Source organism: Brevibacterium aurantiacum (assembly GCF_003932995.1).
GTDB lineage: Bacteria > Actinomycetota > Actinomycetes > Actinomycetales > Brevibacteriaceae > Brevibacterium > Brevibacterium aurantiacum.
In genome coordinates this window covers 2,629,028-2,654,794 of record NZ_CP025333.1, presented here as the reverse complement: position 1 = coordinate 2,654,794, position 25,767 = coordinate 2,629,028, and the positions used below count along the sequence as shown (strand labels likewise).

The window sequence follows — 25,767 nt, the reverse complement described above, 5'->3', positions numbered from 1 at the left end:
AGTCGGGGTGGCGGTGGTCTGATGCGGAGGTAGATCGGGAGTGATTGAGATGTCTCAATCGCAGTCTGGCAGGAGTGATTGAGCTAAGTCAATCACTGAGCCTTGATCAATTGACTTCTCTCGATCACTCGTTAGCGTTGAGATATGAATGCTGAGCGCGCCGAAAACACAGCGCGGACTGTCGCGCGAGCCGTCGAACGTCGTGACGCCACAGATGCCGAAGCGAAAGCCTTGGCATCGAGTCTGCGCATTCGCATTCTGCGGCTGTGCCTCGATGAGGCGCTGAGTAATCGCGAGATCGCCGAGGCGACCGACCTCAACCCGGCGACATCGCTGCACCATGTGCGGATGCTCGCCGACACGGGTTTCCTCGAGGCGCAGGAGGCCAGGCGAGGTCGCCGAGGTGCGCGGGAGATTCCGTACCTTGCGACGGGCAAGAGCTGGTATATCGATGTCGGCGACGTGACGAACCCAATGATCGAGGCCTTCACCGCCGAATTCACGGCAGCTCCCTACGAGGAGCGCACGATGGGGCGAATGGCGGCGATGCTCACTGAGGATGAGGTGGAGGAATTCCGCGGCCGTATTAATGCCCTCTTCGAAGAGTTTCGTGGCCGACGCAAGAAACCGGACGCCAAACAGTGGGGGCTGTTCATTGCCATGCACCCGAGCAGCAATGCACCAGAGCAGCTATGAGCGATAGCGATCACGACTCGCTGCGCCTCTATTGAGAGTTCGTCTTCGTTGCACGCAGGGGCTGACATGGAATTTCACCCCTTCAGCCCCGTGTAGGAGGCGGTTTGGTGCCCTTGTATGGCGCGCCGAACCCTGCGGATTTACTGGGCAGGAGCGCATAATCGCCCTAAGATGAGAAGCATGGCGACCAGAACGACTTCCCCCGCTTCTGGTAAAGGAAAAGGCACAGCGCGCAAAACTGCTGGTCGGACCGGGCAAGCGGGGACACAGGAAGACCCCGGGACAAACGTTGTCACCGGTGCGTGGAGGGGAGTGGCCCACATGGCCGGAAACCGTGCGCGAAAGATCCTCAGCGACGAACCCAGCGACCAGTCACCGACGAAGAGAGACGGCACAGCCTTCTTCCTCATCGGCCTCTCGATCATCATCGCCGCCTTCGAATGGTGGAACATTCCCGGTGCGATCAGTGATGTCGTCCGCAATGTCGTCGAAGGCACCTTCGGCAGAGTGGCACTCGCCCTGCCGGTGATCTTCACCTGCTACGCGATCAGGCTCTTCCTCCGTGGCGAAGACAATAAGGGCAACAACCGGATCCTCATCGGCATCATCCTGCTGCTGCTCTCCGCATCCGGGCTGGCCCATATTGCAGCCGGCAACCCGACATTCACGAACTCCAGGGAAGCCATGGCCAACGGCGGCGGCGCGCTCGGATTCGTCATCTCATCGCCACTCGTGACCGCGACCACTGTCTTCGTGGCAGTGCCCCTGCTGGTGCTGCTCGGACTCTTCTCCGTGCTGGTCATCACCGCGACACCCGTGCGTTCGATCCCCAAACGCCTGATGGATCTCTACCTGCGTCTGACCGGGGGAGCGCGGCCCGAATCCCAGAAGCAGGATGGGCAGGACTCGACCGACCTAGTCGCCGACAATGCGCGTACCTCCACTCTCAAACCCGTCATGGGCGCCAAGCGTCGCTCGCGGAAGAAGAAGACCGACCTCCCCGAGGGCGAGCATCCCGATGATGACACGGCGACCAAGGCCTACGACAAGGCCTACATCCACGAAAACGATGTCAGCGATGAAGAAGCTGACACCACCGTCATCGAACGTCCGCAGTTCAAGCCCGGCGAACGTCGGCCCACGAAGGCCGAGCGTGAAACAGCCGCGCTGAAGAAGACCATCGGCATGGACGACGACGCTGCCACCGTGGCGAAGAAGACCAACTCGGGAGCCGCCTCGGCGCCGGTGCCGTTGACGAACAACCCGGCACCCCCACCCACGGAACAGCTGCCCGAACGCGTCGAGCAGCTCACCCTGGCCGGCGACGTCACCTACACCCTGCCGGCATCGGACAACCTCCTGCCCGGACCTCCTGCGAAGGAGCGGTCCGAGGCCAACGACCGCGTCGTCGAAGCACTGCGAGACGTTCTCGAGCAGTTCAAGATCGACGCGGCGGTCACCGGATTCTCCCGCGGCCCCACGGTCACCCGCTACGAGGTCGAACTCGGCGCGGGCACCAAGGTCGAGAAGGTCACGGCGCTGTCGAAGAACATCGCCTACGCGGTGGCCAGCGCCGATGTCCGTATCCTCTCGCCGATTCCCGGCAAGAAGGCGATCGGCATCGAGATCCCCAACTCCGACCGTGAGAACGTCGCCCTCGGCGATGTGCTGCGCTCGAAGGCCGCCCGCAAGACCGAGAACTCACTGGTCATGGGCGTGGGCAAGGACGTCGAAGGCGGCTTCGTCGTCGCCGACCTGTCGAAGATGCCTCACCTGCTTGTCGCCGGTGCCACCGGTGCCGGTAAGTCGAGCTTCGTGAACTCCATGATCACCTCGATCATGATGCGTGCGACCCCCGACGAGGTGCGCATGATCCTCGTCGACCCCAAGCGCGTGGAGCTCACGATCTACGAGGGCATCCCACACCTCATCACCCCGATCATCACGAACCCCAAGAAGGCCGCCGAGGCGCTCGAATGGGTCGTGCGCGAAATGGACGCTCGCTACGACGACCTCGCGAACTTCGGGTTCAAACACATCAACGAATTCAACAAGGCCGTCCGAGAGGGCCGCGTCGAAGTTCCCGCAGGATCGGAACGGGTGCTCCAGCCCTACCCTTACCTGCTGGTCGTCGTCGATGAGCTCGCCGACCTGATGATGGTCGCCCCGCGCGACGTCGAAGCCTCGATCCAGCGCATCACGCAGCTGGCACGTGCGGCCGGCATCCACCTGGTCCTGGCCACCCAGCGACCCAGCGTGGACGTCGTCACCGGCCTGATCAAGGCCAACGTGCCTTCACGTCTGGCATTCGCCACCTCATCCCTGGCCGACTCCCGAGTTGTGCTCGACCAGCCGGGTGCGGAGAAGCTCATCGGACAGGGCGACGCACTGTTCCTGCCCATGGGTGCTGCGAAGCCGATGCGTGTCCAGGGTGCGTGGGTCAACGAGTCGGAGATCGAAAAGGTCGTCGACCACGTCAAGGGCCAGCTCAAGCCGAACTACCGTGAAGATGTCGCGGTCGAGGCACCGAAGAAGGTCATCGACGAGGAGATCGGCGACGACCTCGAGCTTCTGCTCCAAGCCGCCGAGCAGGTCGTGACCACCCAGTTCGGTTCGACGTCGATGCTGCAGCGCAAACTGCGCGTCGGCTTCGCCAAGGCCGGTCGCCTCATGGACCTCATGGAATCTCGCGGCATCGTCGGACCCTCCGAAGGTTCGAAAGCCCGCGACGTGCTGGTGCGTCCCGAAGATCTGCCCGGCACCCTGGCGATCATCAAGGGTGAGACACCTCCGGATGAGGAACCGAGCTCCGCGGCAAGCGATGATGGTGGCTACGACGACGGTTCCGGCTACGGCGGGAACAGCCGGTCACAGGGCGGCACACAGTCGGCGGCCGGGGACTTCGATGAGGAGTTCGACGATTACGGCGACTCGGGTGCGAGCACCTCGGCGAGGTCATCAGGTTCCGGCGCCAATGACCGTTATGCGACGGGCGTGGGACATGCCGCAGACCTGCACGTCGGCGATGTCGATCCCGAGACGGGACTCGAAGTCGTCGAAACCAGCGGCGAAGACGCCTGGTCACTGACGGGTCGCTGACCGCAGCTGCACCTCGTGTCCTCTGAATAGGGCCCCATGCCCAACCGGTGAGGTGCGAATAGAACAGAACACGGCGTGGAGCCGACCGCTGAAACGAGCGGTCGGCTCCACGCGTTTCACATGTCCCTCAGATAGGGTTGTCACGTGAATGATCGACCAGAGAACAGCGCCCCGGAACAGACACCGGCAGAGCCCAGCCCGTGGAATGTTCCCAACGCACTGACCGTCCTCCGGATCCTGCTCGTCCCCGTCTTCCTCGTCCTCCTGCTGGCCGACGGCGGCCAGGACATGACTATGCGGTGGTGGGCACTGGCTGTCTTCCTGCTGGCGATGGCAACGGACAAGATCGACGGTGATCTGGCACGCAAATACAACCTCATCACGAACTTCGGCAAGATCGCGGACCCGATCGCCGACAAATCCCTGATGGCAGCGGCCCTCATCGGCCTGGCGATGATCACGGAGATCCCCTGGTGGGTTCCCGTCATCATCCTCATCCGGGAGCTGGGCATCACCGTGCTGCGCTTCTTCATGATTCGCATCGCCGTCATGCCCGCGTCCAGAGGCGGCAAGATCAAGACGGTGCTGCAGACTGTGGCCATCGGACTTTTCCTGCTCCTGCGCCCCCTTGCACAGATCGTTCCCGAAGGCGTGACCTTCGCCGTGCTGATCCTGGCCTGGCTGACCATGGTCGCTGCCATCATCGTCACCGTCGTGACCGGAATCGACTACTGCGTCCAGGCTGCGAAACTCGCCAAAGACTCGCACGCAGCTAACGGATCTGCCGACGAACGTCCTGCCGATGGCCCTCCTTCCGGGGACGGACACACCGGCCCAGACCCCAGGTGAGATCGTGAACGAGACCGAGCTTTTCTCCCGCAGCCAGCACCTCATCACCACCTGCACGCAGGTGGGACTCTCGGTCGCGGCAGCAGAATCGCTGACCGGTGGTCGCTTCGTAGCGACACTCGTCGACGTCCCCGGAGCCTCCGCAGTCGTCCGCGGCGGGCTCATCACTTATGCCACCGACCTCAAATCCCGTCTGGCGGGAGTCGACGCCGACCAGCTCGAAGAGACCGGGCCCATCGATGAAGTCGTCGCGGCCCAGATGGCAGCCGGCGCGGCCAGAGAATGCGTCGCCGACATCGGCGTCTCCTGCACGGGAGTGGCAGGACCAGACCCGCAGGATGAGAAACCGGTCGGTCTCGTCTACACCGCCATCGCCTTCGCTGGGAAGGCACAGGTCAGCGAACACCATTTCGAGGGAGACCGAGAGGCGATCCGCAGCCAGACCGTGGCCGCCATGATGTCCGACCTCGACGACTTCGTCACCCGTTTGGCGTTCGGACCCGAAGCAGATGACACCGTCGAGGCCTGAACATGCATGCCTGGAATAAGTTTCACCTCGTTGAAGTTAACCAAGTAATGGCAATTGAAAGAACATGCACCGGTACCTTCGAATGGACTGGCAAAACCATCAGGTCACGCACCCAGGTTGGCGCTCGGCATCGACCGGGTTGTAAAGTTGAGTACACCGTTAGGACAGTTCGCGGAGACAAAGGGAGGGACGCGTTATGTTACTGAGAGTAGAAATCGGTGACGCGTTGCGTTCCGTTCGCCGCCGCCAGGGGAGAACCCTGCGCGATGTCTCCATGGGAGCCAGCGTCTCGCTTGGCTACCTCAGCGAGATCGAGCGCGGTCAGAAGGAAGCCTCCTCGGAGCTCCTCTCCGCAATCTGTGAAGCCCTCGACCTGCCTTTGTCGGCTCTGCTGTCTTCGGTCTCGGATCGCTTCGCACTCGAAGAAGGTGTTGAGATTCCCGACACCATCCCGCAGGAGCTCTCCGATAAGATCCTCGGTCGTCCCGGTGGTTACACCGTGCCTCGACTGGCAGCCAAGCCCTAATGCGTCACACCCTCTACTGGGTCCTCATGAACGAGGAGTTCGGCGAGGCGCGAGCCGCATCACTGCACACGGATCTCGCGCTGAGCAGCTTGGGTTCCCGAACCGCTGAAGAAGCATTCAAAGCCGGGATTGAACCCCGCGACATCTGGATCGCCGTCTGCGACGCTTACGGCGTGCCGGAATCACGGCGTCTGGGCAAAGAGAAGCCACGCTCCCGTCCTTTCTGAGCGGTGCTGATTTCTCCGTCTTAGCTGTATCTGCTCGATAGTGCTTCGCTCCTCAATGCGCATTGCCGCTGTCGAGCGCAGCATGGGGTTCTCACGCACTAGCCGCACAATGACACCGCGCAAAGTAGTGCGACACGCGCCGACATATAGAACACTTGTTCCCATGTCGGTTATGCTGGTAATGAATCACGGGACCTGTGACCATGAGTGGCTGATTATCCACGGGGGACTTCGTTCCTCTGTTGTTATGTCAGTGCCACCTTCTAGCCTTGGTCTCAACGGAAAACGACACTTTTAGGAGAGACCATGGCTCGTACACCGAAGAACCTGCAGATCCCGACCGGCGGCGACAAGTCGAAGGCACTCGACGCCGCACTGGGTCAGATTGACCGCAACTACGGCAAGGGTGCGATCATGCGCCTGGGCGAGGGAGTCCGGGAACCGATCGCCTGCATCCCCACCGGTTCCATCGCACTCGACATCGCTCTGGGCATCGGCGGACTGCCCCGCGGTCGTGTCGTTGAGATCTACGGCCCGGAATCCTCGGGTAAGACCACAGTGGCGCTCCACGCTGTTGCCAACGCACAGAAGACGGGCGGCATCGCAGCATTCATCGATGCCGAGCACGCGCTTGACCCGGAATATGCGAAGAAGCTCGGCGTAGACACCGACCAGCTCCTCGTGTCTCAGCCGGACACCGGTGAGCAGGCGCTCGAAATCGCCGACATGCTCATTCGCTCCGGAGCGCTCGACGTCATCGTCATCGACTCCGTCGCAGCCCTCGTGCCGAAGGCCGAAATCGAAGGCGAGATGGGCGACAGCCACGTCGGCCTCCAGGCACGACTGATGTCACAGGCACTGCGTAAGATCGCGGGCGCCCTGTCCCAGTCGAAGACCACCGCCATCTTCATCAACCAGCTGCGTGAGAAGGTCGGCGTCTTCTTCGGCTCCCCGGAGACCACCTCCGGCGGTAAGGCTCTGAAGTTCTACGCCTCGGTGCGCATCGACGTGCGACGCATCGAGACCTTGAAGGAGGGCCAGGCCGCGGTCGGCAACCGCACCCGTGCCAAGATCGTCAAGAACAAGATCGCCCCGCCGTTCAAGCAGGCCGAGTTCGACATCATCTACGGCCAGGGCATCTCCCGCGAGGGAAGCCTCATCGACATGGGCGTCGACAACGGCATCATCCGCAAGTCCGGATCATGGTTCACCTATGACGGTGACCAGCTGGGCCAGGGCAAGGAGAACGTGCGCAACTTCCTGCGCGACAACCCGGGTCTGGCCGAGGAGATCGAGCTCAAGATCAAACACAAGATGGGTCTGATCAAGGTCGACGAACCCGAAGCAGACGCAGATGCCAATCAGGCAGATGGCGCCGCAGCAGAGAGCTCGAAATCGGATGACGTCGAAGTCTCCTGACCCACACGGTCGCGGCAGTGATCTCGCCGAGTCGGACCCACATGGGAGCGACTCGGTGAGATCAGGGGCGGCCTCGTCGAAGCTGGAGACACTTCGCGAAGCCATCTCCGAGATCGACCAACGCCATGCCGAAGGCGAAAACGGATTCTTCGCCGATGACACCTCGGATGCACCGACTGCGGCGACCGGTGCAGCCTCTGGATCCGTGCAGACATCAGAGTCTGAGGAGATTTCCTCCTTCGCGAACGCACTGTCATTCGACGACGATGATGGCGACGGTCCCGAGGACTTCGACGCCGCCTACAAAAAGGCGAAGAAGACGGCCATGAACATGCTGGCCATGCGCGACCACGCCAGCGGAGAGTTGCGCGACAAACTCCTCAAACGTGACTTCCTGCCGGCAGCGGTCGATGAACTCATCGCCAAGCTCCAGAAGTCGCGTCTCCTTAATGATGAAGAGTTCGCGCACCGTTACGTACGCGCTCACCGAGAGCGGCGAAAGCTCTCCCGCTCGGCCCTCAAACGTGAACTCAACAAAAAGGGACTGCCCGCCGAAATCGTCTCCGACGCCGTTGAAGACGTCGACGGGGAAGACGACCTCGCCCGCCAAGTCGCGGAGAAGAAGGCCGCCTCTACTCGCGGACTCGACCATGACGTTCGTGAACGTCGCATCCTGGGCATGCTCGCACGACGCGGCTTCGCATCCTCGGTCTGTCTCAAGGTGACACGCGAAGTCCTTGCCGAGGACTGAACATCGTCGACGGCGAGAGACAACAGCTAGAATAGTTGCGCCATGACTGAACTGATTGATGCACCCACCTCCACCGAGAGTTCACCGCGCAGCTACGAGGTGAAGACCTACGGCTGCCAGATGAATGTCCACGACTCCGAACGACTCTCCGGACTTCTCGATGACGCCGGCTATGTTCCCGCAGACACCGATGACCAAGCCGATGTCATCGTCTTCAACACCTGTGCTGTGCGAGAGAACGCGGACAACCGTCTCTACGGAAACCTCGGTCAGCTGGCCCACGTCAAGGAACGCAACCCGGACTTCCAGATCGCCGTCGGCGGCTGTATGGCTCAGAAGGATCGCGACACGATCGTCAAGAAGGCCCCATGGGTCGACGTGGTCTTCGGCACCCACAATATGGGCTCACTGCCTGCACTGCTCGAACGAGCACGACACAACCAGGAAGCCCAGGTCGAGATCCTCGAGAGCCTCGACGTCTTCCCTTCCACTCTGCCCAGTCGCCGTGAGTCTCAGCATTCCGGGTGGGTGTCCATCTCGGTCGGATGCAACAACTCCTGCACTTTCTGCATCGTTCCCAGCCTGCGCGGCAAAGAGAAGGACCGCAGGCCCGGTGACATCCTGGCCGAAGTCGAAGCACTCGTGGCTGACGGCGTCGTCGAAGTCACGCTCCTGGGTCAGAACGTGAACTCCTACGGCTCGGAATTTAGGGACAAAGGCGCCTTCGCGAAACTGCTTCGCGCAGTCGGAAAGGTCGAAGGCATCGAACGTGTGCGCTTCACCAGCCCGCACCCTGCCTCGTTCTCCGATGACGTCATCGACGCCATGGCCGAGACCCCTGCCGTCATGCCGCAGCTGCACATGCCGCTGCAGTCAGGCTCGGACTCGATCCTCAAATCCATGCGCCGCTCCTACCGCACCAGCCGATTCATGCGCATCCTCGATTCTGTGCGCGAGGAGATCCCGAACGCAGCGATCACCACCGACATCATCGTCGGCTTCCCAGGCGAGACCGAGGAGGACTTCCTGGGGACCATGGACATCGTCCGGCGTGCGCGTTTCTCGCAGGCCTTCACTTTCCAGTACTCCATCCGCCCCGGGACCCCCGCCGCAACGATGGACGATCAGGTGCCCAAGCACATTGTGCAGGAGCGCTTCGAACGTCTGACTGCTCTCCAGGACGAGATCTCCTGGGAAGAGAACACCGCACAGATCGGTCGCGAGGTCGAAGTCCTCGTCACGACCCGACCCCATGATGACTCCCCACGGCTCACCGGCCGTTCGGCGGACAATCGACTCGTTCACGTCGGCATCCCCGACGGCGAGCAGATGCCGCGTCCAGGCGACTTCGTCACCGCAACCGTGACGGACGCCAAACCGTTCTTCCTCTTGGCCGACTCCGGTTACTCGGTGCGACCCTCACGTGCCGGAGACGCCTACGACCGTGCCCAGGCGGACAGCTGCGGGACTCCCACATCGGGCCAGACGAGTGGTGCTTCCACCAACCTGGGCATGCCGACCATCCGCACCCGCAGCTGAGATGGCCGTATTTGCAGTGATCCCGGCCGCCCCGATCCTGGTGGCAGGCGTTGACCTGGCAGAGACCTCCCACGCTGCGCAGATGCGAGCCGCAATCGAGTCCTGCCTGCTGACCAGATCGGAGTGGACGCTTCCGGTTCGCCAATTGCCTCCCTTAGCAGGTCTTGGTGGATTGGGTATCGATCGTGGAATCGACACGCGAACGAACGAGCTGCTCGACGGCGAGGACTGGGTTCAGGCAGTGTCGGAACTCAGCCGTGCCGACCGTGCAGTCTGTGAGTCCGCGCATCCTGCCATCGCTGTGGCGCTCCTCCATGCACACTCGGCCGGAGTGCGAATCGGAGCAATGGTCGGCAGCGAATCACCGTCCAGCAGCAGGGCACCGGCGAGCAATGAGAACCTGTTGGTCCCCTTCGACCTTTCCGCCGCTGCATCTGAGGAGGCCCCGTTGGCACCCGTGCAAGGGGCAGCACAGGCCGACGAACGAATCGTTTCCGCGCTCAATGCCGGTGATCCCCAAACCGTCGTCACCGCCGTCGCGGCAGCCGCTGACGTGCACGCTGACCTCGAACTCCTCGAGGCAGCCGCAGCCCACATGCTGGCCCACATGTCATCCGACTACTCCTTCACCACTGTCTTCGACGAATGCCTGCACGAGGTTCGATCACTGTGCGGGACCGGGACGTATTGAGATGAGCCACCGTTGAGCACGACGACAGAGCCGATCATCACCATTGCAGGGGCTACCGCCACCGGAAAATCAGATCTCGCCCTCAACCTGGCCGAGCACCTCGGCGGGGAGATCATCAATACGGACTCCATGCAGTTCTACCGGGGCATGGACATCGGCACCGCTAAGCTTCCTGTCGACCAACGGCGAGGGATCACCCACCACCTCATCGACATCCTCGATGTCCGAGAAGAAGCCAACGTGCAGACGTTTCAACGGCAGGCGCGTGAGGCCATCGTCGACATCCGCATGCGAGGGAAACGACCGATCCTCGTCGGCGGCTCGGGACTGTACGTGCGCGCCGCGACCGACCTGATGGAATTCCCCGGCACTGATCCAGATGTGCGGGCACGCATCGAATCCGAGGTCGAGGCCGATCGTTGGGGCAGGCACCGGCATCTGCAGGAAATAGATCCGGCCGCCGCTGCGAAGATCACTCCCAACGACTCGCGGCGCATCGTGCGCGCCCTCGAGGTCATCGAACTCACCGGACGCCCCTTCAGCGCTCAGCTGCCTGACTACCAGGCCATCGAACCGACCATCCACCTGGGCCTGAGCGTCGAACGCAAGATCCTGCACGAGCGGATCGCGTCCCGTGTGGAGGCGATGTGGGAACACGGCTGGGTCGACGAGGTCCGCAGCCTCCTCGAACGTGGCCTGGCCGAAGGCAGAACCGCCTCACGAGCGATCGGATACGCCCAGATCCAGCAGTACCTGGCAGGAAAGCTCGACAGAGACGACGCCCAGGAACAGACGACCATCAGAACCCGACAGTTCGCACGCCGGCAGGACACCTGGTTCCGCAGAGACCCGCGCATCGTCTGGATCGACGCCACAGAGGGCGACCATGAGGCCAATGCGGCCAGCGCCCTCGAAGCTGTGGCCACGACGACGAGCTGAATGCCGACTGTGCCGATAGCTGGCCTGTCACCGATAGAATAAGACCATGAGCTCCTCCCAGTCACCATTCGCGGACATCGCAGGCACGACCTTCATCAAGGGCCACGGCACACAGAACGACTTCGTCCTCCTGGCCGACGATGACAGTGCACTGGAGATGCATCCCGAAACGATCGCGCAGCTCGCCGATCGCCGCTCGGGACTGGGCAGCGACGGTGTCATCCGCATCGTGCGTTCAGCGAGCAGCGGGATCCCCGGTGCACAGGAACAGGCCGAGGCCGGCGCCGAATGGTTCATGGACTACTACAACCACGACGGCAGCCTCTCCGAGATGTGCGGCAATGGAGTGCGAGTCTTCGCACACGTGCTCGCCACGACAGGACGCGTTGCGGCCGATTCGAGAGAGATCCTCGTCGGTACCCGTGATGGCATCAAGACTGTGCGCACGGTCCTCAACCCGGCACTGGGCAAGCAGACCGGCGACGCGACAGCCTCGGTAGAGCAGACGCTGCCCGGATCAGCAGCCGACTCCTGGTACATGATCGACATGGGCGAATGGTCACTCGACGACAGCGAAGACGTCATCGTTTCGACCTCGGGCATCGAAGTGCCCCGCCCAGGCATGCGCGTCGAAACAGGCAACCCGCACACAGTGGTCGCCTTGGCGGAGTCCGCCGAGCTCGAGAGCGCTGAACTGCGTGATGCTCCCGTTCTTGACCCGGTTCCGCCGCAGGGATCGAACGTCGAATACATCGTGATGGAACCGGCCCGCAGCGATGTGGCCGGGGGAGAGGGCGCCCTGCGCATGCGGGTGTTCGAACGTGGTGTCGGTGAGACCCGATCCTGCGGGACAGGCGCCTGTGCCGCAGCCATCGCCGCCCATCATTGGGCAGGACCGAACTCACCCCTGCAGTGGCGAGTGGACGTCCCCGGAGGCCAGCTGCGTATCGGCATCACACCCAACGAGGACGGGACACGCGGCAGCGTCACCCTGTCAGGACCGGCAGTGCTGGTCGCCGACGGCACGATCAGCTGACTGGCGGCCGGCACAGACCGACAGCCAAAACGCGCAGACTGACGATGCGTCAGTCTCGGTCGATCGTGAGGACGCGGTAGCCCTTCGACGATCCGGTGCGTACGACGCTGAAGCCGGTTCCGAGGGTTGCGATGAGCCACTTCTGCAGCGAATCCGCGCCGAGGTTCTTCGAGACGACCAGATCTGCGCGCCCGCCCGGGGCCAGGCGAGGCAGCCAGGTGCTCAAAAGCTCATGCAGAGCTTCCTTGCCGACCCTGATCGGCGGATTCGACCGGATGGCACTGAACTGCAGCTCGGCTGGAATCTCATCAGCGGTGACGGGACGAATGGTCTTGAGTCCGTGACGCTGCGCATTCTTGGCAGTCGTTTCAAGGGACCGGGAGTTGACGTCGAGTGCCCACACCCGCACATCCACCTCGGCGTCCTTGGCGCTCAGGGCCGCGTCCAAGGCGATCGGCCCCCAACCGCACCCCAGATCGAGGATGTCTCCGGGTTCGGGCACCGGCAGATGTCGCAGCAGGACCGCGGTCCCCAGATCCAAACGCGTGGGGGAGAAGGTCCCCGAGACGGTCTCGACCGTGACTTCACGGCCAGCGAGATCGAGGGTGAGCTCGCGTGTTTTGGCCTCGCTGCTGGGCGATTCGGTGAAATAGTGCTCTGACACCGTTACAGTCTAGACGGCTGTGGGAGAATTGATGGACACCTCTCTCAACTGAGGGGAGACTCTCCGCGCGACACCATGTGGCGCCGAGGGTAGAAACGAACAAAGGAATGAATGACGTCCACTGAAAAAGAGCGTCGGGACGCGATGCTCGATCGCGTTCTCGCACGAGGTGCCCAAGCTCTGGACACCAACGAATCACACGTCGACGACGCCTCGCAGTTCGATCTGGCTGAAAGAGCGGCCCTCAAACGAGTCGCTGGCCTGTCCACCGAACTCGAAGACATCACCGAAGTCGAATACCGCCAGGTTCGCCTGGAGAAGGTCGTCCTCGCAGGACTGTGGAACACGACGCAGGCCGATGCTGAGAACTCGATCCGGGAGCTCGCTGCTCTGGCAGAGACCGCCGGCTCGGAGGTCCTCGACGCGATCATCCAACGACGTGAGACCCCGGACCCCGGCACGTACCTCGGCAAGGGCAAAGCCGCCGAACTGGCCGAGATCGTCGCCTCCGTGGGTGCTGACACCGTGATCATCGACTCCGAACTCGCACCCAGCCAACGTCGCGGACTCGAAGACGTCATCAAGGTCAAGGTCGTCGACCGAGTGGCTCTCATCCTCGACATCTTCGCTCAGCATGCGAAGTCCCGCGAGGGCAAGGCCCAGGTCGAACTGGCCCAGCTCGAATACCTTCTGCCGCGTCTGCGCGGTTGGGGCGAGTCACTGTCTCGCCAGGCCGGTGGCCGAGTCGCCGGCGGTGCCGGAATCGGTTCCCGCGGTCCCGGTGAGACGAAGATCGAACTCGATCGACGTCGAATCAGGGCCAGAATGTCGAAGCTGCGCCGTCAGATCACCGCGATGGCACCGTCGAGGGACACGAAGCGCAAGAACCGCGCCCGCAATCACATCCCCTCGGTGGCGATCGTCGGCTATACCAACGCCGGCAAGTCATCACTGCTCAACCAGCTCACCGACGCCGAGGTGATGGTGCAGAATGCGCTGTTCGCGACCTTGGATCCGACTGTCAGACAGTCCCGGACCGCCGACGGCATCACCTTCACCTACACGGACACCGTCGGATTCGTCCGGAACCTTCCCCACCAATTGGTCGAAGCATTCCGCTCGACATTAGAAGAAGCCTCGGACTCGGATCTGCTCCTGCACATCGTCGATGCCTCGCACCCGGATCCGCATGGTCAGATCCATGCCGTGCGCGAGGTACTCAAAGACGTCGAGACAGGAGACATTCCCGAACTCCTCGTCTTCAACAAGGCCGACATCGCTGATGAAGCGGTGATCACCGGACTCCACGCAGAGTACCCGGAGGCACGTTTCGTCTCTGCTGTGACCAAGGAAGGCGTCGGAGAGCTCGTCGAGACGATTGAGTCGATGCTGCCCTCGCCGAACATCGAGGTCACCGTGCTCATTCCCTATGAGCGAGGAGACCTTGTGTCGAAGATCTATGCCCTCGGCATGGTCGAACACGAAGAACACGGTGCCGGCGGAACCTCTATGCAGGCGAAGGTTCCGGCAGAACTGGCCGCGGAACTCGCAGACTTCCGACGTCCGGACCTGGTCATCGGCGAGTGAGCACCGTCGAAGAACTGCTCGAGTCCGCCGTAGGGGCCATCGGCGGCTCGACCCGAGAAGGTCAGACAGAGATGGCCCAAGCAGTCTCCTCGTCGGTGGACAAGGGCATCCATCTGCTGGTCCAGGCCGGCACCGGTACCGGTAAGTCCTTGGCCTACCTGGTTCCGGCGGCCGAGTACTCCAGTCGGACGGGCAACCGCGTCATCGTGTCCACGGCGACCTTGGCTCTGCAGACGCAGATCATCCACCGAGATCTGCCGCGCCTGTTCAAGGCCGTGAAGAAGACTCTCGATCCGCTGCCACGGGCTGCTCTGCTCAAGGGCAGGCGCAACTATGTCTGCAAGCACAAGCTCGGCGGCGGATACCCCGATGAGGGCGAAGGCATGCTCTTCGACCTCGGTGCGGACGCGGAGGCCGGTCGTAAGGCCAGCGACCGGTCCGGCCTCGGTGAGGAGATCCAGCGAATTCGGACGTGGGAGAAGACCACAGAGTCCGGCGACCGCGATGATCTCCTGCCAGGCGTCAGCGACCGCGCCTGGTCAGAGGTCTCGGTCAACTCCTTCGACTGCCTCGGCTCGAACTGCCCCCTGTACACCGAATGCTTCGCTGAACTGGCCCGCAACAACGCGGCCGAAGCAGACATCGTCGTGACCAACCACGCACTCCTGGCCATCGACGCCTTCGGTGACAACACCGTTCTGCCCGAACACGATGTCATCATCATCGACGAGGCCCACGAACTCAAGGACCGGGTCACGAACGCACTGTCGGGGCAGATCAACACCAGCATGCTCTCCGCCGCCACTAGCTCCGTGCGCAAGCACACCATCGTCCAGGACGGCGTCGTCGCGCTGCTGGACTCCGCGGCCGCAGCGCTCGAACGCGCCCAGAGCGGTGTCAGCGAAGGTCTGATCCTCAACATGAGCGAGGCACTGTCCCTCGCGCTGGCTCAGATCCGTGACTCCGCACGACAGATCATCAACGACATCGGCGGCAAGACCGAAGACTCCGACGCCGGTCGGCAGATGGCCAAGGCCCGCTGCCAGGAGATCTTCGAACTGGCCGAACGGTTCTGCGATCCCGGCAAGAACGACGTCGTGTGGCTCTCGCGCAGCACCTTCCGCGAGCGTGAGACCACGAACCTCGTCGTCGCCCCGCTCAGCGTGGCCGGCACCATGCGCTCGGGGATCTTCGAGGACTCGACGGTGGTGGCCACCTCGGCGACCCTGTCCCTGGGTGGAAACTTCGACGCCGTCGCAGCGTCCCTGGGACTCTTCGGCCCCGACGCACCCAAGTGGGACAGCCTCGACGTCGGATCACCCTTCGACTACGGCAAACAGAGCATCCTCTACGTCGCCGCCCACCTCCCGCGTCCTGGCCGCAGCGGTCTGAGTGAACAGGCACTGGATGAACTTGAGGAACTGGTCACCGCCTCCAAGGGCGGGGCACTGGGACTGTTCTCCTCCCGGGCGGCCGCAAATGCCGCAGCCGAACACCTGCGGGCGAAACTCGACATTCCGATCCTCCTCCAAGGCGATGACGGACTGCCCTCACTCGTCTCCCAATTCACCGCAGATGACCAGGCCTGCCTCTTCGGCACCATGTCACTGTGGCAGGGAGTCGACGTTCCAGGTCGGACCAACCGCCTGGTCATCATCGACCGGCTTCCGTTCCCCAGGCCCGATGACCCACTGATGCAGGCAAGATCGAAAGACGCCGACAACCGCGGAGTCAACGGCTTCATGGCCGTCAGCGCCACCCATGCCGCACTGCGCCTGGCACAGGGAGCGGGTCGCCTGATCCGCTCAACCAAGGACAGGGGAGTCGTGGCCGTGCTCGACTCGCGCCTGCGCTCGGCTCGCTACGGCGGATACCTGGTGAATTCGATGCCGTCGATGTGGCCGACGACGGATTCCGCGCTCGTGAAGTCCAGCCTGGGACGTCTGGCAGCCACCGACGACTGATTTGAGCCCGAGACGCACTGTGCCCCCGACCGTCATCGGTCGGGGGCACAGTCATCGGAACCTCAGTGGTCGAAGACCTGGGGAGAAAAGTCAGAGGCGACGGATCACTGACACGACGAGACCCATGATCTGGGCATAGGTGCCGTCGATCGGTTCATAGTCCTTGTTCTGGGGGAGCAGCCACTGGTGGCCGGCCTTGCGCTTGAGGGTCTTCACAGTCGCCTCACCATCGAGCAGGGCGGCGACGATCTGACCGTTGTCAGCGGTGTGCTGCTTGCGCACGACCACCCAGTCGTCGTGACAGATCGCGGCTTCGATCATCGAGTCACCGACGACCTTGAGCAGGAACATGTCGCCCGAGCCCACGACCTGTGTCGGCAGGGAGAAGACATCGTCGACCTCCTGCTCAGCCAAGATGGGCCCACCGGCGGCGATGCGGCCGACGACGGGGACCTGGACGGTGTTGTTGGCCAGCTCTTCGTACTTGGCCCGCTCTGCCTCTTCTTCCTCGAAGGGATTGACCACTTCGATGGCGCGCGGGCGCTTCGGGTCTCGACGGACATAGCCGAGGCGTTCGAGCTGGGATAGCTGGTGAGCCACGCTGGAAAGCGAGGCCAGCCCGGCAGCCTTGCCGATCTCGCGCATGCTCGGCGGGTAGCCGTTGGTCACGACTGCGCGTTCGATGGTCTCGAGGACCAGACGCTGTCGTGGGGTCAGACGAAAATCGCCCTCGCCGGTGGAGCCTTCCGGAATCGAGACGTCCTCGTCATCGCTGCGGGCGGCTGCGATTTCGCTGGCGACGTCCTCGTTGCGGGGACGGCCCCTCCCTCGTTTGTTCTGAACCATTGCTCGTTCCCCTTCGTTCTATTCCCGCCAGCCTCACCGCTTGATCCTCACGTCGAGAATTCTCGTGTCAGTGCCGCCTGAGATGGTTCTTTCAGATCAATCAACAACGCTGGTTCTCTCTCATTGTCGCATAAATGTTCGAGTTGGACTGGACATATGTTCGATTGGCATGTTGAATAGAACAGACGTTCTACCTATTACGGGTGGAATCGTACGAAGGAAAGAGGTTAAGCGATGTCTGCACTGAACCAGGAACTGCGTTTCACCACTCGTGGACGCCAGGCCATGCGCCTGCTTCGGACCATGGTGTGCGCTCTCGTCATCGTCGGCGGAGCATTCTTCGTCGCCACACAGTCGTTCTCGGCAGCCGCCGGAGCAGAGACTGAGGACATCGGCATCGACGCCGAGGCAGTCGTCGTCGGTGAAGGGGAGTCACTGTGGGCAGTGGCCGTGGATCTCGGGATCGACCGCGACACCCGCGATGTCGTCGCTGACATCGTCGACATCAACCACCTGTCCTCGCCTGTGGTGCACCCGGGGCAGACCTTGGATGTGCCCAAACGCTAGACTGATGCGGTGGGAAATAACGAGTCATTGCCAGTGCGTTCGGACCTAGTCGGCCTCAAGCCCTACGGCGCTCCGCATCTGGATGTGCCAGTGCAGCTGAACGTCAACGAGAACGCCTATCCGATCCCCGATGTGGTCGTCGAGAGTATGCGCGCAGCCGTCGACGGACACTTCGCCGGACTCAACCGCTATCCCGACCGTGAGTTCGAGGACCTGCGCGAGCATCTCGTCACCTATCTGCAGGGCGTCAATGACCGCGCCGGACAGTCCGTCGAGCTCAGCTCCGACATGATCTGGGCGGCAAACGGGTCGAACGAGGTCCTCTCCCATATCGTGCAGGCCTTCGGCGGACCCGGGCGCACTGTCCTCGGATTCACCCCCAGCTACTCCATGCACCCCCTGATCACCACTGGCACCGGTGCCACCTGGCAGGCCTCGGCGCGCAACGACGACTTCACGCTTGATGCGGAAACCGTCGCCGCCGAGGTGGCCGCATTGAACCCGGACATCGTCTTCCTGTGCACCCCCAACAACCCGACAGGCACCTCGATCGACCTCGACGTCATCGAAGCCGCCTACGACAACTGCTCAGGCATTGTCATCGTCGATGAGGCCTACGCCGAATTCTCCCGACCTGCACGCGCCTCTGCCATGACGCTGCTGGACGGCCGTCCCCGGTTGGTCGTGTCACGGACGATGAGTAAGGCCTTCGCCTGCGCCGGACTGCGTCTCGGTTACGCCATTGCGTCACCGGACCTCATCGATGTTCTGCGCCTCGTGCGACTGCCCTACCACCTCTCGGAAATCACGCAGGTGCTTGCGTCCACCGCTTTGGAGCACGCCGACCTCCTCCTGGAGAACGTGGACAGGCTCATCGACTCCCGCGACCGAATCTCGCAACACCTGGATGCGGCGGGGTTCACCGTCTACCCCAGCGATTCGAACTTCGTTCTCTTCGGCAGCATCGCCTCACCTCATGATCTGTGGCAGAAGCTGCTCGATCGCGGAATTCTCATCCGCGACATCGGCATCGACCATCACGCACGGGTCAATGCCGGCACGGATGAGGAAACCACCGCGTTCCTCACCGCAGTCGACGAGATATTGGCCGAGGACCCGGCCATCGTGCTGTCCGCCAACTGAGTCGACATCGCTGAGATGCGCACACCCCGACATACCGCTTCGCTTGAGTCAGAGGACAATGGTCTTCAGACGGCACTTACCCTTCCTACGAAAGGCCATCCATGAGGCAGGCACAACGCTCCCGTACGACCTCGGAATCCTCGGTCAACGTTTCCATCAACCTCGACGGAACCGGTCAGTCCGACATTTCGACGAGTGTTCCCTTCTTCGACCACATGCTCACGGCGCTGTCGAAGCACTCACTCATCGACATGGAGATCAAGGCCGACGGCGATACACACATCGACGTCCACCACACGGTTGAGGACACCTCCATCGTCCTGGGCCAGGCACTGCTCGAAGCTCTGGGCGACAAGTCCGGCATTCGCCGCTACGGTCTGGCCGCCGTGCCGTTGGATGAGGCTCTGGCTCGCTGCGTCGTCGATGTGGCCGGCCGACCTTACTTCGTGCACGAAGGTGAGCCCGAAGGCCAGCAGTACCACCTCATCGGCGGTCACTTCACCGGGTCGATGACCTCACACTCGCTTGAGTCGATCGCCTTCCACGCCGGCCTCACCGTGCACCTCGACCTGCTGCGCGGCCGGGATCCGCACCACATCGCCGAAGCAGAGTTCAAGGCCTTCGCCCGTGCTCTGCGTGAGGCAGTCGAACCCGATGAGCGCAACAACTCGGTACCCAGCACCAAGGGAGTCTTGTGAGCACCACCGTCGTCGTGACCCCGTTCGGCGTAGCCGAGCAGCTGGCCGCTGCCTGCGTGCTGTCGAACATCAAGGGAACCATCGTTCCCATCGGAGACTTCACCGGAATCGTCCTGGCCGACACCGATGTGCAGGCGGGCAACGAGGCGGCCGCAGCGATCTCCAAACTCTCGGGCAAACACGAGGTTCTCCTCCTTGCCCGCAGCGAAGAGCAGATCGATGCCGGTCATTTCCGCCACGGTGCCCGCGAATCGGATGTGCCGGCAGGGCTGGCGCTGAAGAACCTTCCAGACGTCCTCGAGCAGCTCCTGCTCGAAATCAAGTCGGCCGACGAGGTGGAGGGCAACATCCCCACCTCCTCCATGACGAAGCTGCAGGCCAGCGCCGCCACAATGTCTCCTGGCCGGGCCGCCGTGGCCCGAACCGCACTGCTGTGGATCGTCGTGGCAGTACTCGCCGGACTCATCACCGCCTTCGGCATCACCATCGGACTCTCCGGCAACACCATGGCCTGGGTCGTCGCCGTCTTCGGCGCGATCGTCCTCGGCTTCTCCCTGTGGAGGATCTACAGCGTCCTGACCAAGGGAGCAAAGCAATGAGCACGGTCGCTGTCCTCGACTACGGGGCAGGAAACGTCCGCTCAGCCGTTCGCGCGGTGGAAGCAGCCGGCGCCGAGGTCGTTCTCACAGCTGACCGGTCCGCCATCGATGCCGCCGACGGTCTGCTCGTCCCCGGCGTCGGTGCCTATTCGGCCGTGATGGCCGGATTGACGCGAATCGGCGGAGACGAACTGATCCGCTCCTGGCACGAAAGTCAGCGACCTCTGCTCGGCATCTGCGTCGGGCTGCAGGTCTTCTTCGCCAGCGGAGAAGAACACGGCGTGAAGACCGAAGGCATCGGACTCTGGCCCGGCGCCGTCACCGCGCTCGAGGCTCCGGTCGTTCCCCATATGGGATGGTCGCAGGTCAGTGCACCGACGTCGTCACAGATGTTCGACGGTGTGGCCGACGAGCGTTTCTACTTCGTCCACTCCTATGCGGCGACCGAAACCCCACCAGGCACGGTGGTGACCACAGCAACCCATGGCAGCAGCTTCATCGCAGCAGTCGAGGACGGCACCACCTGGGCGGCTCAGTTCCACCCCGAGAAGTCAGCCGACGCAGGTGCGCGACTGCTGCGCAACTGGATCGGGACCTTCTCAGGAGCGGGCGCGGCTCGCCACTAGGATTGTTCGAACCCTCCAGGTTCAATTGCTCCAACTCGTTCACAACAGCCTCGACAGTCTCTTGAGAAAGGTCACAATGACTCAAACCCCCAACAAGCTCGTCCTCCTTCCCGCCGTTGACGTCGCCGATGGCAAAGCCGTCCGCCTCGTCCAGGGCGAAGCCGGCACGGAGACCGACTACGGTTCACCCATCGACGCAGCCCAGGACTTCGAAAACCGGGGAGCGGAGTGGATCCACCTCGTCGACCTCGACGCCGCATTCGGTCGCGGATCGAACTCAGATCTGCTCAACCAGGTCGTCAAGGCCGTCGGCATCAAGGTCGAACTCTCCGGAGGCATCCGCGACACCGAGAGCCTCGAACGAGCACTCGACACGGGAGCTGAGCGGGTGAACATCGGCACCGCCGCCTTGGAGAACCCGGAATGGACCGCTGATATGATCTCTCGCTTCGGCGATCAGGTCGCCATCGGCCTCGACGTTCGCGGCACCACTCTCGCAGCCCGCGGCTGGACCAAGGACGGGGGAGACCTCTACGAGGTCCTCTCGACACTCGAGAAGGCAGGCTGCGCCCGCTATGTCGTCACCGACGTCCGCAAGGACGGCACGCTGCAGGGACCCAATGTGGAGCTGCTGAAGTCGATGGCGGAGAAGACCGACAAGCCGATCGTGGCATCGGGCGGAGTCTCGAGCCTCGACGATCTGCGCAACCTGCGCGAGCTGGTTCCCTATGGCGTGGACTCGGCGATCGTAGGCAAGGCCCTCTACGCCGGAAAGTTCACCTTGGAAGAAGCCCTCGAAGTCGCTGGAGGCTGAAGAAGTGGCATCGGATACGGGCGATCGCTCGGACTCGGCCGGACAATCATGGTCCGGCCGTGATCTGCGGCCGAACCCGTTCTCAGGCGACTCCGGGCTCGCCGATGCCGGTCTGATCGAAGCACTGAACCGGGTGCGCCAGGAGCCGTTGAACCCGACGCTGCACAGCAAGGTGCTCTCCGCACTGTCGGGGGCCAGGCTGTACGCACCGATCGTTCCGATGGCAGTCGACCAGGAGGTCGGCGAGAACGGACTGATGGTCGACAACTCCTCGGAGATGGCCATGGTTCGGCTGCAGGCCGAAGACGGCCGCGAGTGCACACCCGGTTTCTGCTCGATTCCACCGTTGACTGCGTGGCATCCCGACGCTCGGCCCGTGCCGATCGAATCGGAGCGGCTCGTCCTCGGGGCGATTGAAGCCGATTCGCAGCTCGTTGTCCTCGACCCCGGGGCCGAGACCTCGTTCCTGCTGCGTCGTACCGCAATGTTCGCATTTGCCCAGGGACAGCCCTGGACTCCGTCCTGGGCCGACGCCGAGGTGGGCCAGGCGTTGGTCGCCATCGCCGAGGATTTTCCTTGGCTGGCGCAGATCAGTCTGAGTCCCGGCAGTGCCCGAGTCCATGTCGAGGGGCCCGAGGTCGGCATCCGACTTGGAGTACGCTCTCAAGTCTCCGCCGAGGAGATGAAGCGATTCCAACTAGCTCTGGCCGCCGATGAGACGATCGTGGAGAAGGTGGACTCATTGGCTCTGCAGATCGCCGAGTCGTAGACTCCCGAACCGCAGCGCACCCAATACTTCGGGTCGAGTCCCGAATACAGGGAAAAGGCATGTGCACTTGCCCGAAGTCTCCTATGCTTGATCTCCATGAGTGAGATTCGCGACCTGAGCCAACCGACCGTCCCGAACGCGAGCTATCTCGACCAGATCGCCGCCGAGACTCAAACACGCAGCGAGCGAGCAGGCGAGTGGAGCTCCGAGTTCAGCGGGGCTCCCGAGTCAAGCACGGCAGGCCTCGCCGCAGCTCTCGCAGCAGCAAGATCTGATCTCGACAGGCTGCTGCATACCATCCACAAATTGGCAGAGACCGCGTTCGTCGAATACGAGTCTGTCAGTGCGATCGCCTCGCTGCTGCGCTCACGAGGCGTCGAGGTCGAGACCGGACTTTTCGGTGTCGAGACGAGTCTGCGCGCGACCACGGGAAATGGTGACGGACGCACGATCGCGATCCTCGCCGAATACGACGCACTGCCGGAGATCGGTCATGCCTGCGGGCACAACCTCATCGCCGCCTCCGGAGTCGGAGCATTCCTCGCCCTGCATGCCCTCTGGGAACGGGACCCCAGCGCTGTTCCCGGCAGCGTGGTGCTGCTCGGTACGCCTGCGGAAGAGGGCCACTCGGGCAAAGAGGTCATGGCCCGCGGCGGCGCATTCGAGGGGATCGACGCAGCCATTATGGTTCACGGCTACGGGTACGACTGCGCGGAACAGGTGTGGTTGGGCAGGCGTCTGCTGACCGTCAACTACTCAGGGATCGCCGCCCACGCCTCGGCGCAGCCGTTCATGGGCCGCAACGCACTCGACGCCGCGAACCTCTTCTACCAGGGTCTTGGCCTTATTCGCCAGCAGATGCCGCCGATCTCCCGATTGCACGCCGTCATCGCTGACGGCGGGACCCGGCCCTCGATCATCACGGAAGCCGCCACAGTGCAGTGCTATGTGCGGTCGAAGTTCCCCGAAACGCTCAAGGAGCTGTCCGACAGGGTCGAGGACGCGGCCAAGGGCGCGGCCCTTATGACCGGCACCGGAGTAGAAGTCGACTGGGACGAGCATCCGCCTTCGCTTCCGGTGCGTACGAACTCCGCTCTCACACAGCGCTGGGCCGTGCATGAGGAGACGCAGGGGCGAACACCGCTGCCCGGTGGGGTGCTCGATGAGTCGATTGCAGCGTCGACCGACTTCGGCAATGTCTCCTATCGGATACCGGGCATCCACCCACTCATCAAAACCGCCGACGCCGAGGTGGCGCTGCATACCCGCGAGTTCGCGGCAGCCTCGATCACGCCCGCCGCCGAAGCTGCCGCCCATGATGCCGGCTACGGGCTGGCGTGTACTGCTTTGGACTTCCTCGTCGACGATGACCTGGCCTCCGAGGTGGTTGCAGAATTCGAACGCGACGGAGGAGCAGTAGACGTGGAGAACTACTTCAACTAGTCCGGGGAGTCCGCTCGGATCGCGACCATCGAAGAGAAGGAAGACACATGTCAACGACGACATCAGCGAAAATCGGTATCGGCCAGCGTCTGCTGGACGGGATTGAACGGATAGGCAACAAACTGCCCGAGCCGTTCACCCTCTTTCTCGGACTGTTCCTCATCACAGGAGCAATCTCAACCGGCATGGCTATAGCAGACGTGTCGGTCTCAATTCCCGGCAGCGACGAGACCGTGGCGATCAAGGGACTGTTCACCGGCGAAGGGCTGTCGTGGCTGACGACGACGATGGGCGACAACTACATCGGATTCCCGCCCTTGGCCACCGTACTGCCGATCCTCCTGGCCGTGGGCGTGGCCGAGAAGTCGGGCATGCTCGCCGCGGCTGTGCGAATCGCCTTCGGCAAGAGCCCGCGCTGGCTGCTGCCCTATGCCGTCGGCTTCGTCGGCGTGGTCGGGTCGATCATGGCCGATTCCGCCTTCATCATCATCCCGCCGCTGGCTGCGCTCGTGTTCAAGGCCGCCGGACGACACCCGATGGCCGGCCTCATCGGCGGATTTGCCGCCACCGGCGCCGGGTATTCGACCTCGATCGTGCCGACCAGCCTCGATGCGCTCTTCGCCGGAATCACCACCTCGGTGATGGAGACGTTGCCAGACACTGACTATACGGCCGTCAACCCGGTGTCGAACTACTTCTTCAACATCGTCGCCTCGATCGTGCTGGCGGTTATCGCCGGATTCATCATCGACAAGCTCATCGAACCGAACATGGTTCGCAAAGGCGTTCCGCGCGAATACGCCGATGCCAAGGGTTCGGGCCTGGCCAAGGAATACCAGGCGAAGGACAACCCCTACGGCGAGAACTCCGTGTCTGCCGAAGAGGTCGAGGAATCGCAGAAGGAGGTCAAAGCCGAACTCGAACCCGAGGAGAAGCGGGGCCTGGTGTGGTCCCTGGCTTCGGCACTGCTGCTGACTGCGGTACTGCTCTTCGCAGTGCTCATTCCCGACTCACCCTGGCGCAATGAGGACGGCGGGTTCCTGCCGAAGTCCCCGTTGCTGTCCTCAATTGTCTTCATCGTCTTCGCCTACTTCATGCTCATGGGCGTGGTCTACGGTTTCGTCGTGCGCACCGTGCGGTCGATGAACGATCTCGTGCGTATGATGAGCCAGTCGATCGTCGACATGATGTCCTTCCTCATTCTCGCCTTCATCCTCGGTCAGTTCATCGCGCTGTTCAATTGGACGGGGATCGGTTCCTGGATCGCCGTGGCCGGTGCCTCCGGCCTCGAAGCGATAGGCCTCACCGGCTTCGCAGCGGTCATCGGGTTCATGCTCCTGGCCAGTGTGCTCAACCTCTTCATCGTCTCCGGGTCCTCGATGTGGACGCTCATGGCCGCGGTGTTCGTTCCGCTGTTCGCGCTGCTCGGCTACGAACCGGCCTTCATCCAGGCCGGATTCCGAGTCGGCGACTCGGCGACCCAGGTCATCACCCCACTCAACCCCTACATGATCGTGCTTCTGGGTCTCGTGCGCCGGTATGAGCCCAATGCCGGACTGGGTACCATCATCTCCAGGATGTTCCCGTTCGTCATACCCTTTTGGCTGGCGTGGGCTGCGCTCCTGGCGATCTGGTTCTTCTTCGACCTGCCGCTGGGCCCCGGCAACGGCATCTTCCTCAAATAGGCCGGCAGCGAGGACCTGTTCGTCCGAGCTCGGCGCACGCGACGTCTTCCACGCCGAGGCA

Annotated in this window: 25 protein-coding genes; 23 read left to right on the top strand and 2 right to left on the bottom strand. The window is 62.8% G+C overall.

The annotated features are described in order from the left end of the window. Positions 1 to 144 precede the first annotated feature (144 nt). The 12 genes from CXR25_RS12190 to dapF all read left to right on the top strand — a co-directional run bounded on the left by CXR25_RS12190 (position 145) and on the right by dapF (position 12,301). Positions 145 to 696, top strand: coding sequence for an ArsR/SmtB family transcription factor (locus CXR25_RS12190; protein ID WP_069600407.1), 552 nt, complete (start codon positions 145 to 147; stop codon positions 694 to 696). A gap of 321 nt (positions 697 to 1,017) precedes the next feature. After that, positions 1,018 to 3,795, top strand: coding sequence for a DNA translocase FtsK (locus CXR25_RS12185; RefSeq protein ID WP_069600406.1), 2,778 nt, complete (start codon positions 1,018 to 1,020; stop codon positions 3,793 to 3,795). Between the two features lie 144 nt (positions 3,796 to 3,939). Continuing rightward, positions 3,940 to 4,644, top strand: a complete 705-nt coding sequence (gene pgsA / locus CXR25_RS12180; RefSeq protein WP_069600405.1) for a CDP-diacylglycerol--glycerol-3-phosphate 3-phosphatidyltransferase — start codon at positions 3,940 to 3,942, stop codon at positions 4,642 to 4,644. A 4-nt stretch (positions 4,645 to 4,648) separates the two neighbouring features. Then, entirely contained in the window at positions 4,649 to 5,173 is a 525-nt protein-coding gene (locus tag CXR25_RS12175) for a CinA family protein (RefSeq protein ID WP_247642493.1), read from the top strand. A gap of 196 nt (positions 5,174 to 5,369) precedes the next feature. Beyond that, entirely contained in the window at positions 5,370 to 5,699 is a 330-nt protein-coding gene (locus tag CXR25_RS12170) for a helix-turn-helix domain-containing protein (protein ID WP_029417702.1), read from the top strand. Then, the gene (locus CXR25_RS12165; protein WP_009885078.1) at positions 5,699 to 5,926 is read left to right on the top strand and encodes a DUF3046 domain-containing protein; all 228 of its coding nucleotides are present in this window, start codon (positions 5,699 to 5,701) and stop codon (positions 5,924 to 5,926) included. The genes CXR25_RS12170 and CXR25_RS12165 overlap by 1 nt, the downstream gene beginning before the upstream one ends. 306 nt (positions 5,927 to 6,232) lie before the next feature. Continuing rightward, positions 6,233 to 7,345, top strand: a complete 1,113-nt coding sequence (gene recA, locus CXR25_RS12160) for a recombinase RecA (RefSeq protein WP_125240593.1) — start codon at positions 6,233 to 6,235, stop codon at positions 7,343 to 7,345. Continuing rightward, positions 7,326 to 8,096, top strand: coding sequence for a regulatory protein RecX (locus CXR25_RS12155; protein ID WP_096145823.1), 771 nt, complete (start codon positions 7,326 to 7,328; stop codon positions 8,094 to 8,096). The genes recA and CXR25_RS12155 overlap by 20 nt, the downstream gene beginning before the upstream one ends. Positions 8,097 to 8,138: 42 nt before the next feature. Further along, a complete protein-coding gene (gene miaB / locus CXR25_RS12150; RefSeq protein ID WP_069600401.1) occupies positions 8,139 to 9,635 on the top strand; it encodes a tRNA (N6-isopentenyl adenosine(37)-C2)-methylthiotransferase MiaB in 1,497 nt (498 codons plus the stop codon). 1 nt (position 9,636) lies between these two features. Beyond that, positions 9,637 to 10,326, top strand: a complete 690-nt coding sequence (locus tag CXR25_RS12145) for a hypothetical protein (RefSeq protein WP_069600400.1) — start codon at positions 9,637 to 9,639, stop codon at positions 10,324 to 10,326. 12 nt (positions 10,327 to 10,338) lie between these two features. Next, positions 10,339 to 11,265, top strand: a complete 927-nt coding sequence (gene miaA / locus CXR25_RS12140; RefSeq protein ID WP_069600399.1) for a tRNA (adenosine(37)-N6)-dimethylallyltransferase MiaA — start codon at positions 10,339 to 10,341, stop codon at positions 11,263 to 11,265. Between the two features lie 46 nt (positions 11,266 to 11,311). Next, positions 11,312 to 12,301 (top strand): diaminopimelate epimerase, encoded by a 990-nt coding sequence (dapF, locus tag CXR25_RS12135; protein ID WP_009885072.1) that lies wholly within the window; start codon positions 11,312 to 11,314, stop codon positions 12,299 to 12,301. Between the two features lie 49 nt (positions 12,302 to 12,350). Here the strand turns inward: dapF and CXR25_RS12130 are convergent, their stop codons facing one another. Then, the gene (locus CXR25_RS12130) at positions 12,351 to 12,965 is read right to left on the bottom strand and encodes a class I SAM-dependent methyltransferase (RefSeq protein ID WP_009885071.1); all 615 of its coding nucleotides are present in this window, start codon (positions 12,963 to 12,965) and stop codon (positions 12,351 to 12,353) included. A gap of 111 nt (positions 12,966 to 13,076) precedes the next feature. On the opposite strand from CXR25_RS12130, the gene hflX reads away from it, so the two are divergent. Further along, the gene (gene hflX, locus CXR25_RS12125; RefSeq protein ID WP_009885070.1) at positions 13,077 to 14,552 is read left to right on the top strand and encodes a GTPase HflX; all 1,476 of its coding nucleotides are present in this window, start codon (positions 13,077 to 13,079) and stop codon (positions 14,550 to 14,552) included. Then, positions 14,549 to 16,516: an ATP-dependent DNA helicase gene (locus CXR25_RS12120; protein ID WP_096145819.1), complete on the top strand. Its 1,968-nt coding sequence runs from the start codon at positions 14,549 to 14,551 to the stop codon at positions 16,514 to 16,516. The genes hflX and CXR25_RS12120 overlap by 4 nt, the downstream gene beginning before the upstream one ends. Positions 16,517 to 16,606: 90 nt before the next feature. Here the strand turns inward: CXR25_RS12120 and lexA are convergent, their stop codons facing one another. Further along, positions 16,607 to 17,362 carry a transcriptional repressor LexA gene (lexA, locus tag CXR25_RS12115; RefSeq protein WP_009885068.1) on the bottom strand — a complete coding sequence of 252 codons (756 nt, stop codon included), beginning with the start codon at positions 17,360 to 17,362 and terminating at the stop codon, positions 16,607 to 16,609. Positions 17,363 to 17,596: 234 nt separating this feature from the next. Here lexA and CXR25_RS12110 point away from each other — a divergent pair, with 234 nt between their 5' ends. From CXR25_RS12110 to CXR25_RS12070, 9 genes are all read left to right on the top strand, one after another. Beyond that, entirely contained in the window at positions 17,597 to 17,929 is a 333-nt protein-coding gene (locus CXR25_RS12110; RefSeq protein ID WP_009885067.1) for a LysM peptidoglycan-binding domain-containing protein, read from the top strand. A 9-nt stretch (positions 17,930 to 17,938) separates the two neighbouring features. Then, entirely contained in the window at positions 17,939 to 19,072 is a 1,134-nt protein-coding gene (locus CXR25_RS12105; RefSeq protein ID WP_069600398.1) for a histidinol-phosphate transaminase, read from the top strand. A 101-nt stretch (positions 19,073 to 19,173) separates the two neighbouring features. Next, positions 19,174 to 19,770: an imidazoleglycerol-phosphate dehydratase HisB gene (gene hisB, locus CXR25_RS12100; protein WP_009885065.1), complete on the top strand. Its 597-nt coding sequence runs from the start codon at positions 19,174 to 19,176 to the stop codon at positions 19,768 to 19,770. Continuing rightward, positions 19,767 to 20,369: a hypothetical protein gene (locus CXR25_RS12095; RefSeq protein ID WP_069600397.1), complete on the top strand. Its 603-nt coding sequence runs from the start codon at positions 19,767 to 19,769 to the stop codon at positions 20,367 to 20,369. The genes hisB and CXR25_RS12095 overlap by 4 nt, the downstream gene beginning before the upstream one ends. After that, on the top strand, positions 20,366 to 20,995 hold the full coding sequence (gene hisH, locus CXR25_RS12090; protein WP_114384560.1) for an imidazole glycerol phosphate synthase subunit HisH: 630 nt from the start codon (positions 20,366 to 20,368) through the stop codon (positions 20,993 to 20,995). Before CXR25_RS12095 ends, hisH begins: the two co-directional genes overlap by 4 nt. Positions 20,996 to 21,071: 76 nt before the next feature. Next, complete coding sequence (gene priA / locus CXR25_RS12085; RefSeq protein ID WP_009885062.1) at positions 21,072 to 21,809, top strand: bifunctional 1-(5-phosphoribosyl)-5-((5-phosphoribosylamino)methylideneamino)imidazole-4-carboxamide isomerase/phosphoribosylanthranilate isomerase PriA; 738 nt, start codon at positions 21,072 to 21,074, stop codon at positions 21,807 to 21,809. Positions 21,810 to 21,813: 4 nt separating this feature from the next. Next, a complete protein-coding gene (locus CXR25_RS12080) occupies positions 21,814 to 22,578 on the top strand; it encodes an SseB family protein (RefSeq protein ID WP_114384559.1) in 765 nt (254 codons plus the stop codon). A 96-nt stretch (positions 22,579 to 22,674) separates the two neighbouring features. Continuing rightward, positions 22,675 to 24,021, top strand: a complete 1,347-nt coding sequence (locus tag CXR25_RS12075) for a M20 family metallopeptidase (protein ID WP_009885060.1) — start codon at positions 22,675 to 22,677, stop codon at positions 24,019 to 24,021. Positions 24,022 to 24,068: 47 nt separating this feature from the next. Continuing rightward, positions 24,069 to 25,706, top strand: a complete 1,638-nt coding sequence (locus tag CXR25_RS12070) for an AbgT family transporter (protein ID WP_009885059.1) — start codon at positions 24,069 to 24,071, stop codon at positions 25,704 to 25,706. Positions 25,707 to 25,767: the final 61 nt, after the last annotated feature.

Excerpts from the sequence above, each read along its gene's own strand:
- CXR25_RS12190 (WP_069600407.1), top strand. The coding sequence starts at position 145 with ATGAATGCTGAGCGCGCCGAAAACACAGCGCGGACTGTCGCGCGAGCC.
- CXR25_RS12185 (WP_069600406.1), top strand. The coding sequence starts at position 1,018 with ATGGCCGGAAACCGTGCGCGAAAGATCCTCAGCGACGAACCCAGCGAC.
- CXR25_RS12170 (WP_029417702.1), top strand. The coding sequence starts at position 5,370 with ATGTTACTGAGAGTAGAAATCGGTGACGCGTTGCGTTCCGTTCGCCGC.
- CXR25_RS12165 (WP_009885078.1), top strand. The coding sequence starts at position 5,699 with ATGCGTCACACCCTCTACTGGGTCCTCATGAACGAGGAGTTCGGCGAG.
- recA (WP_125240593.1), top strand. The coding sequence starts at position 6,233 with ATGGCTCGTACACCGAAGAACCTGCAGATCCCGACCGGCGGCGACAAG.
- CXR25_RS12155 (WP_096145823.1), top strand. The coding sequence starts at position 7,326 with ATGACGTCGAAGTCTCCTGACCCACACGGTCGCGGCAGTGATCTCGCC.
- miaB (WP_069600401.1), top strand. The coding sequence starts at position 8,139 with ATGACTGAACTGATTGATGCACCCACCTCCACCGAGAGTTCACCGCGC.
- CXR25_RS12145 (WP_069600400.1), top strand. The coding sequence starts at position 9,637 with ATGGCCGTATTTGCAGTGATCCCGGCCGCCCCGATCCTGGTGGCAGGC.
- dapF (WP_009885072.1), top strand. The coding sequence starts at position 11,312 with ATGAGCTCCTCCCAGTCACCATTCGCGGACATCGCAGGCACGACCTTC.
- hflX (WP_009885070.1), top strand. The coding sequence starts at position 13,077 with ATGACGTCCACTGAAAAAGAGCGTCGGGACGCGATGCTCGATCGCGTT.
- lexA (WP_009885068.1), bottom strand. The coding sequence starts at position 17,362 with ATGGTTCAGAACAAACGAGGGAGGGGCCGTCCCCGCAACGAGGACGTC.
- CXR25_RS12110 (WP_009885067.1), top strand. The coding sequence starts at position 17,597 with ATGTCTGCACTGAACCAGGAACTGCGTTTCACCACTCGTGGACGCCAG.
- hisB (WP_009885065.1), top strand. The coding sequence starts at position 19,174 with ATGAGGCAGGCACAACGCTCCCGTACGACCTCGGAATCCTCGGTCAAC.
- hisH (WP_114384560.1), top strand. The coding sequence starts at position 20,366 with ATGAGCACGGTCGCTGTCCTCGACTACGGGGCAGGAAACGTCCGCTCA.
- priA (WP_009885062.1), top strand. The coding sequence starts at position 21,072 with ATGACTCAAACCCCCAACAAGCTCGTCCTCCTTCCCGCCGTTGACGTC.
- CXR25_RS12075 (WP_009885060.1), top strand. The coding sequence starts at position 22,675 with ATGAGTGAGATTCGCGACCTGAGCCAACCGACCGTCCCGAACGCGAGC.
- CXR25_RS12070 (WP_009885059.1), top strand. The coding sequence starts at position 24,069 with ATGTCAACGACGACATCAGCGAAAATCGGTATCGGCCAGCGTCTGCTG.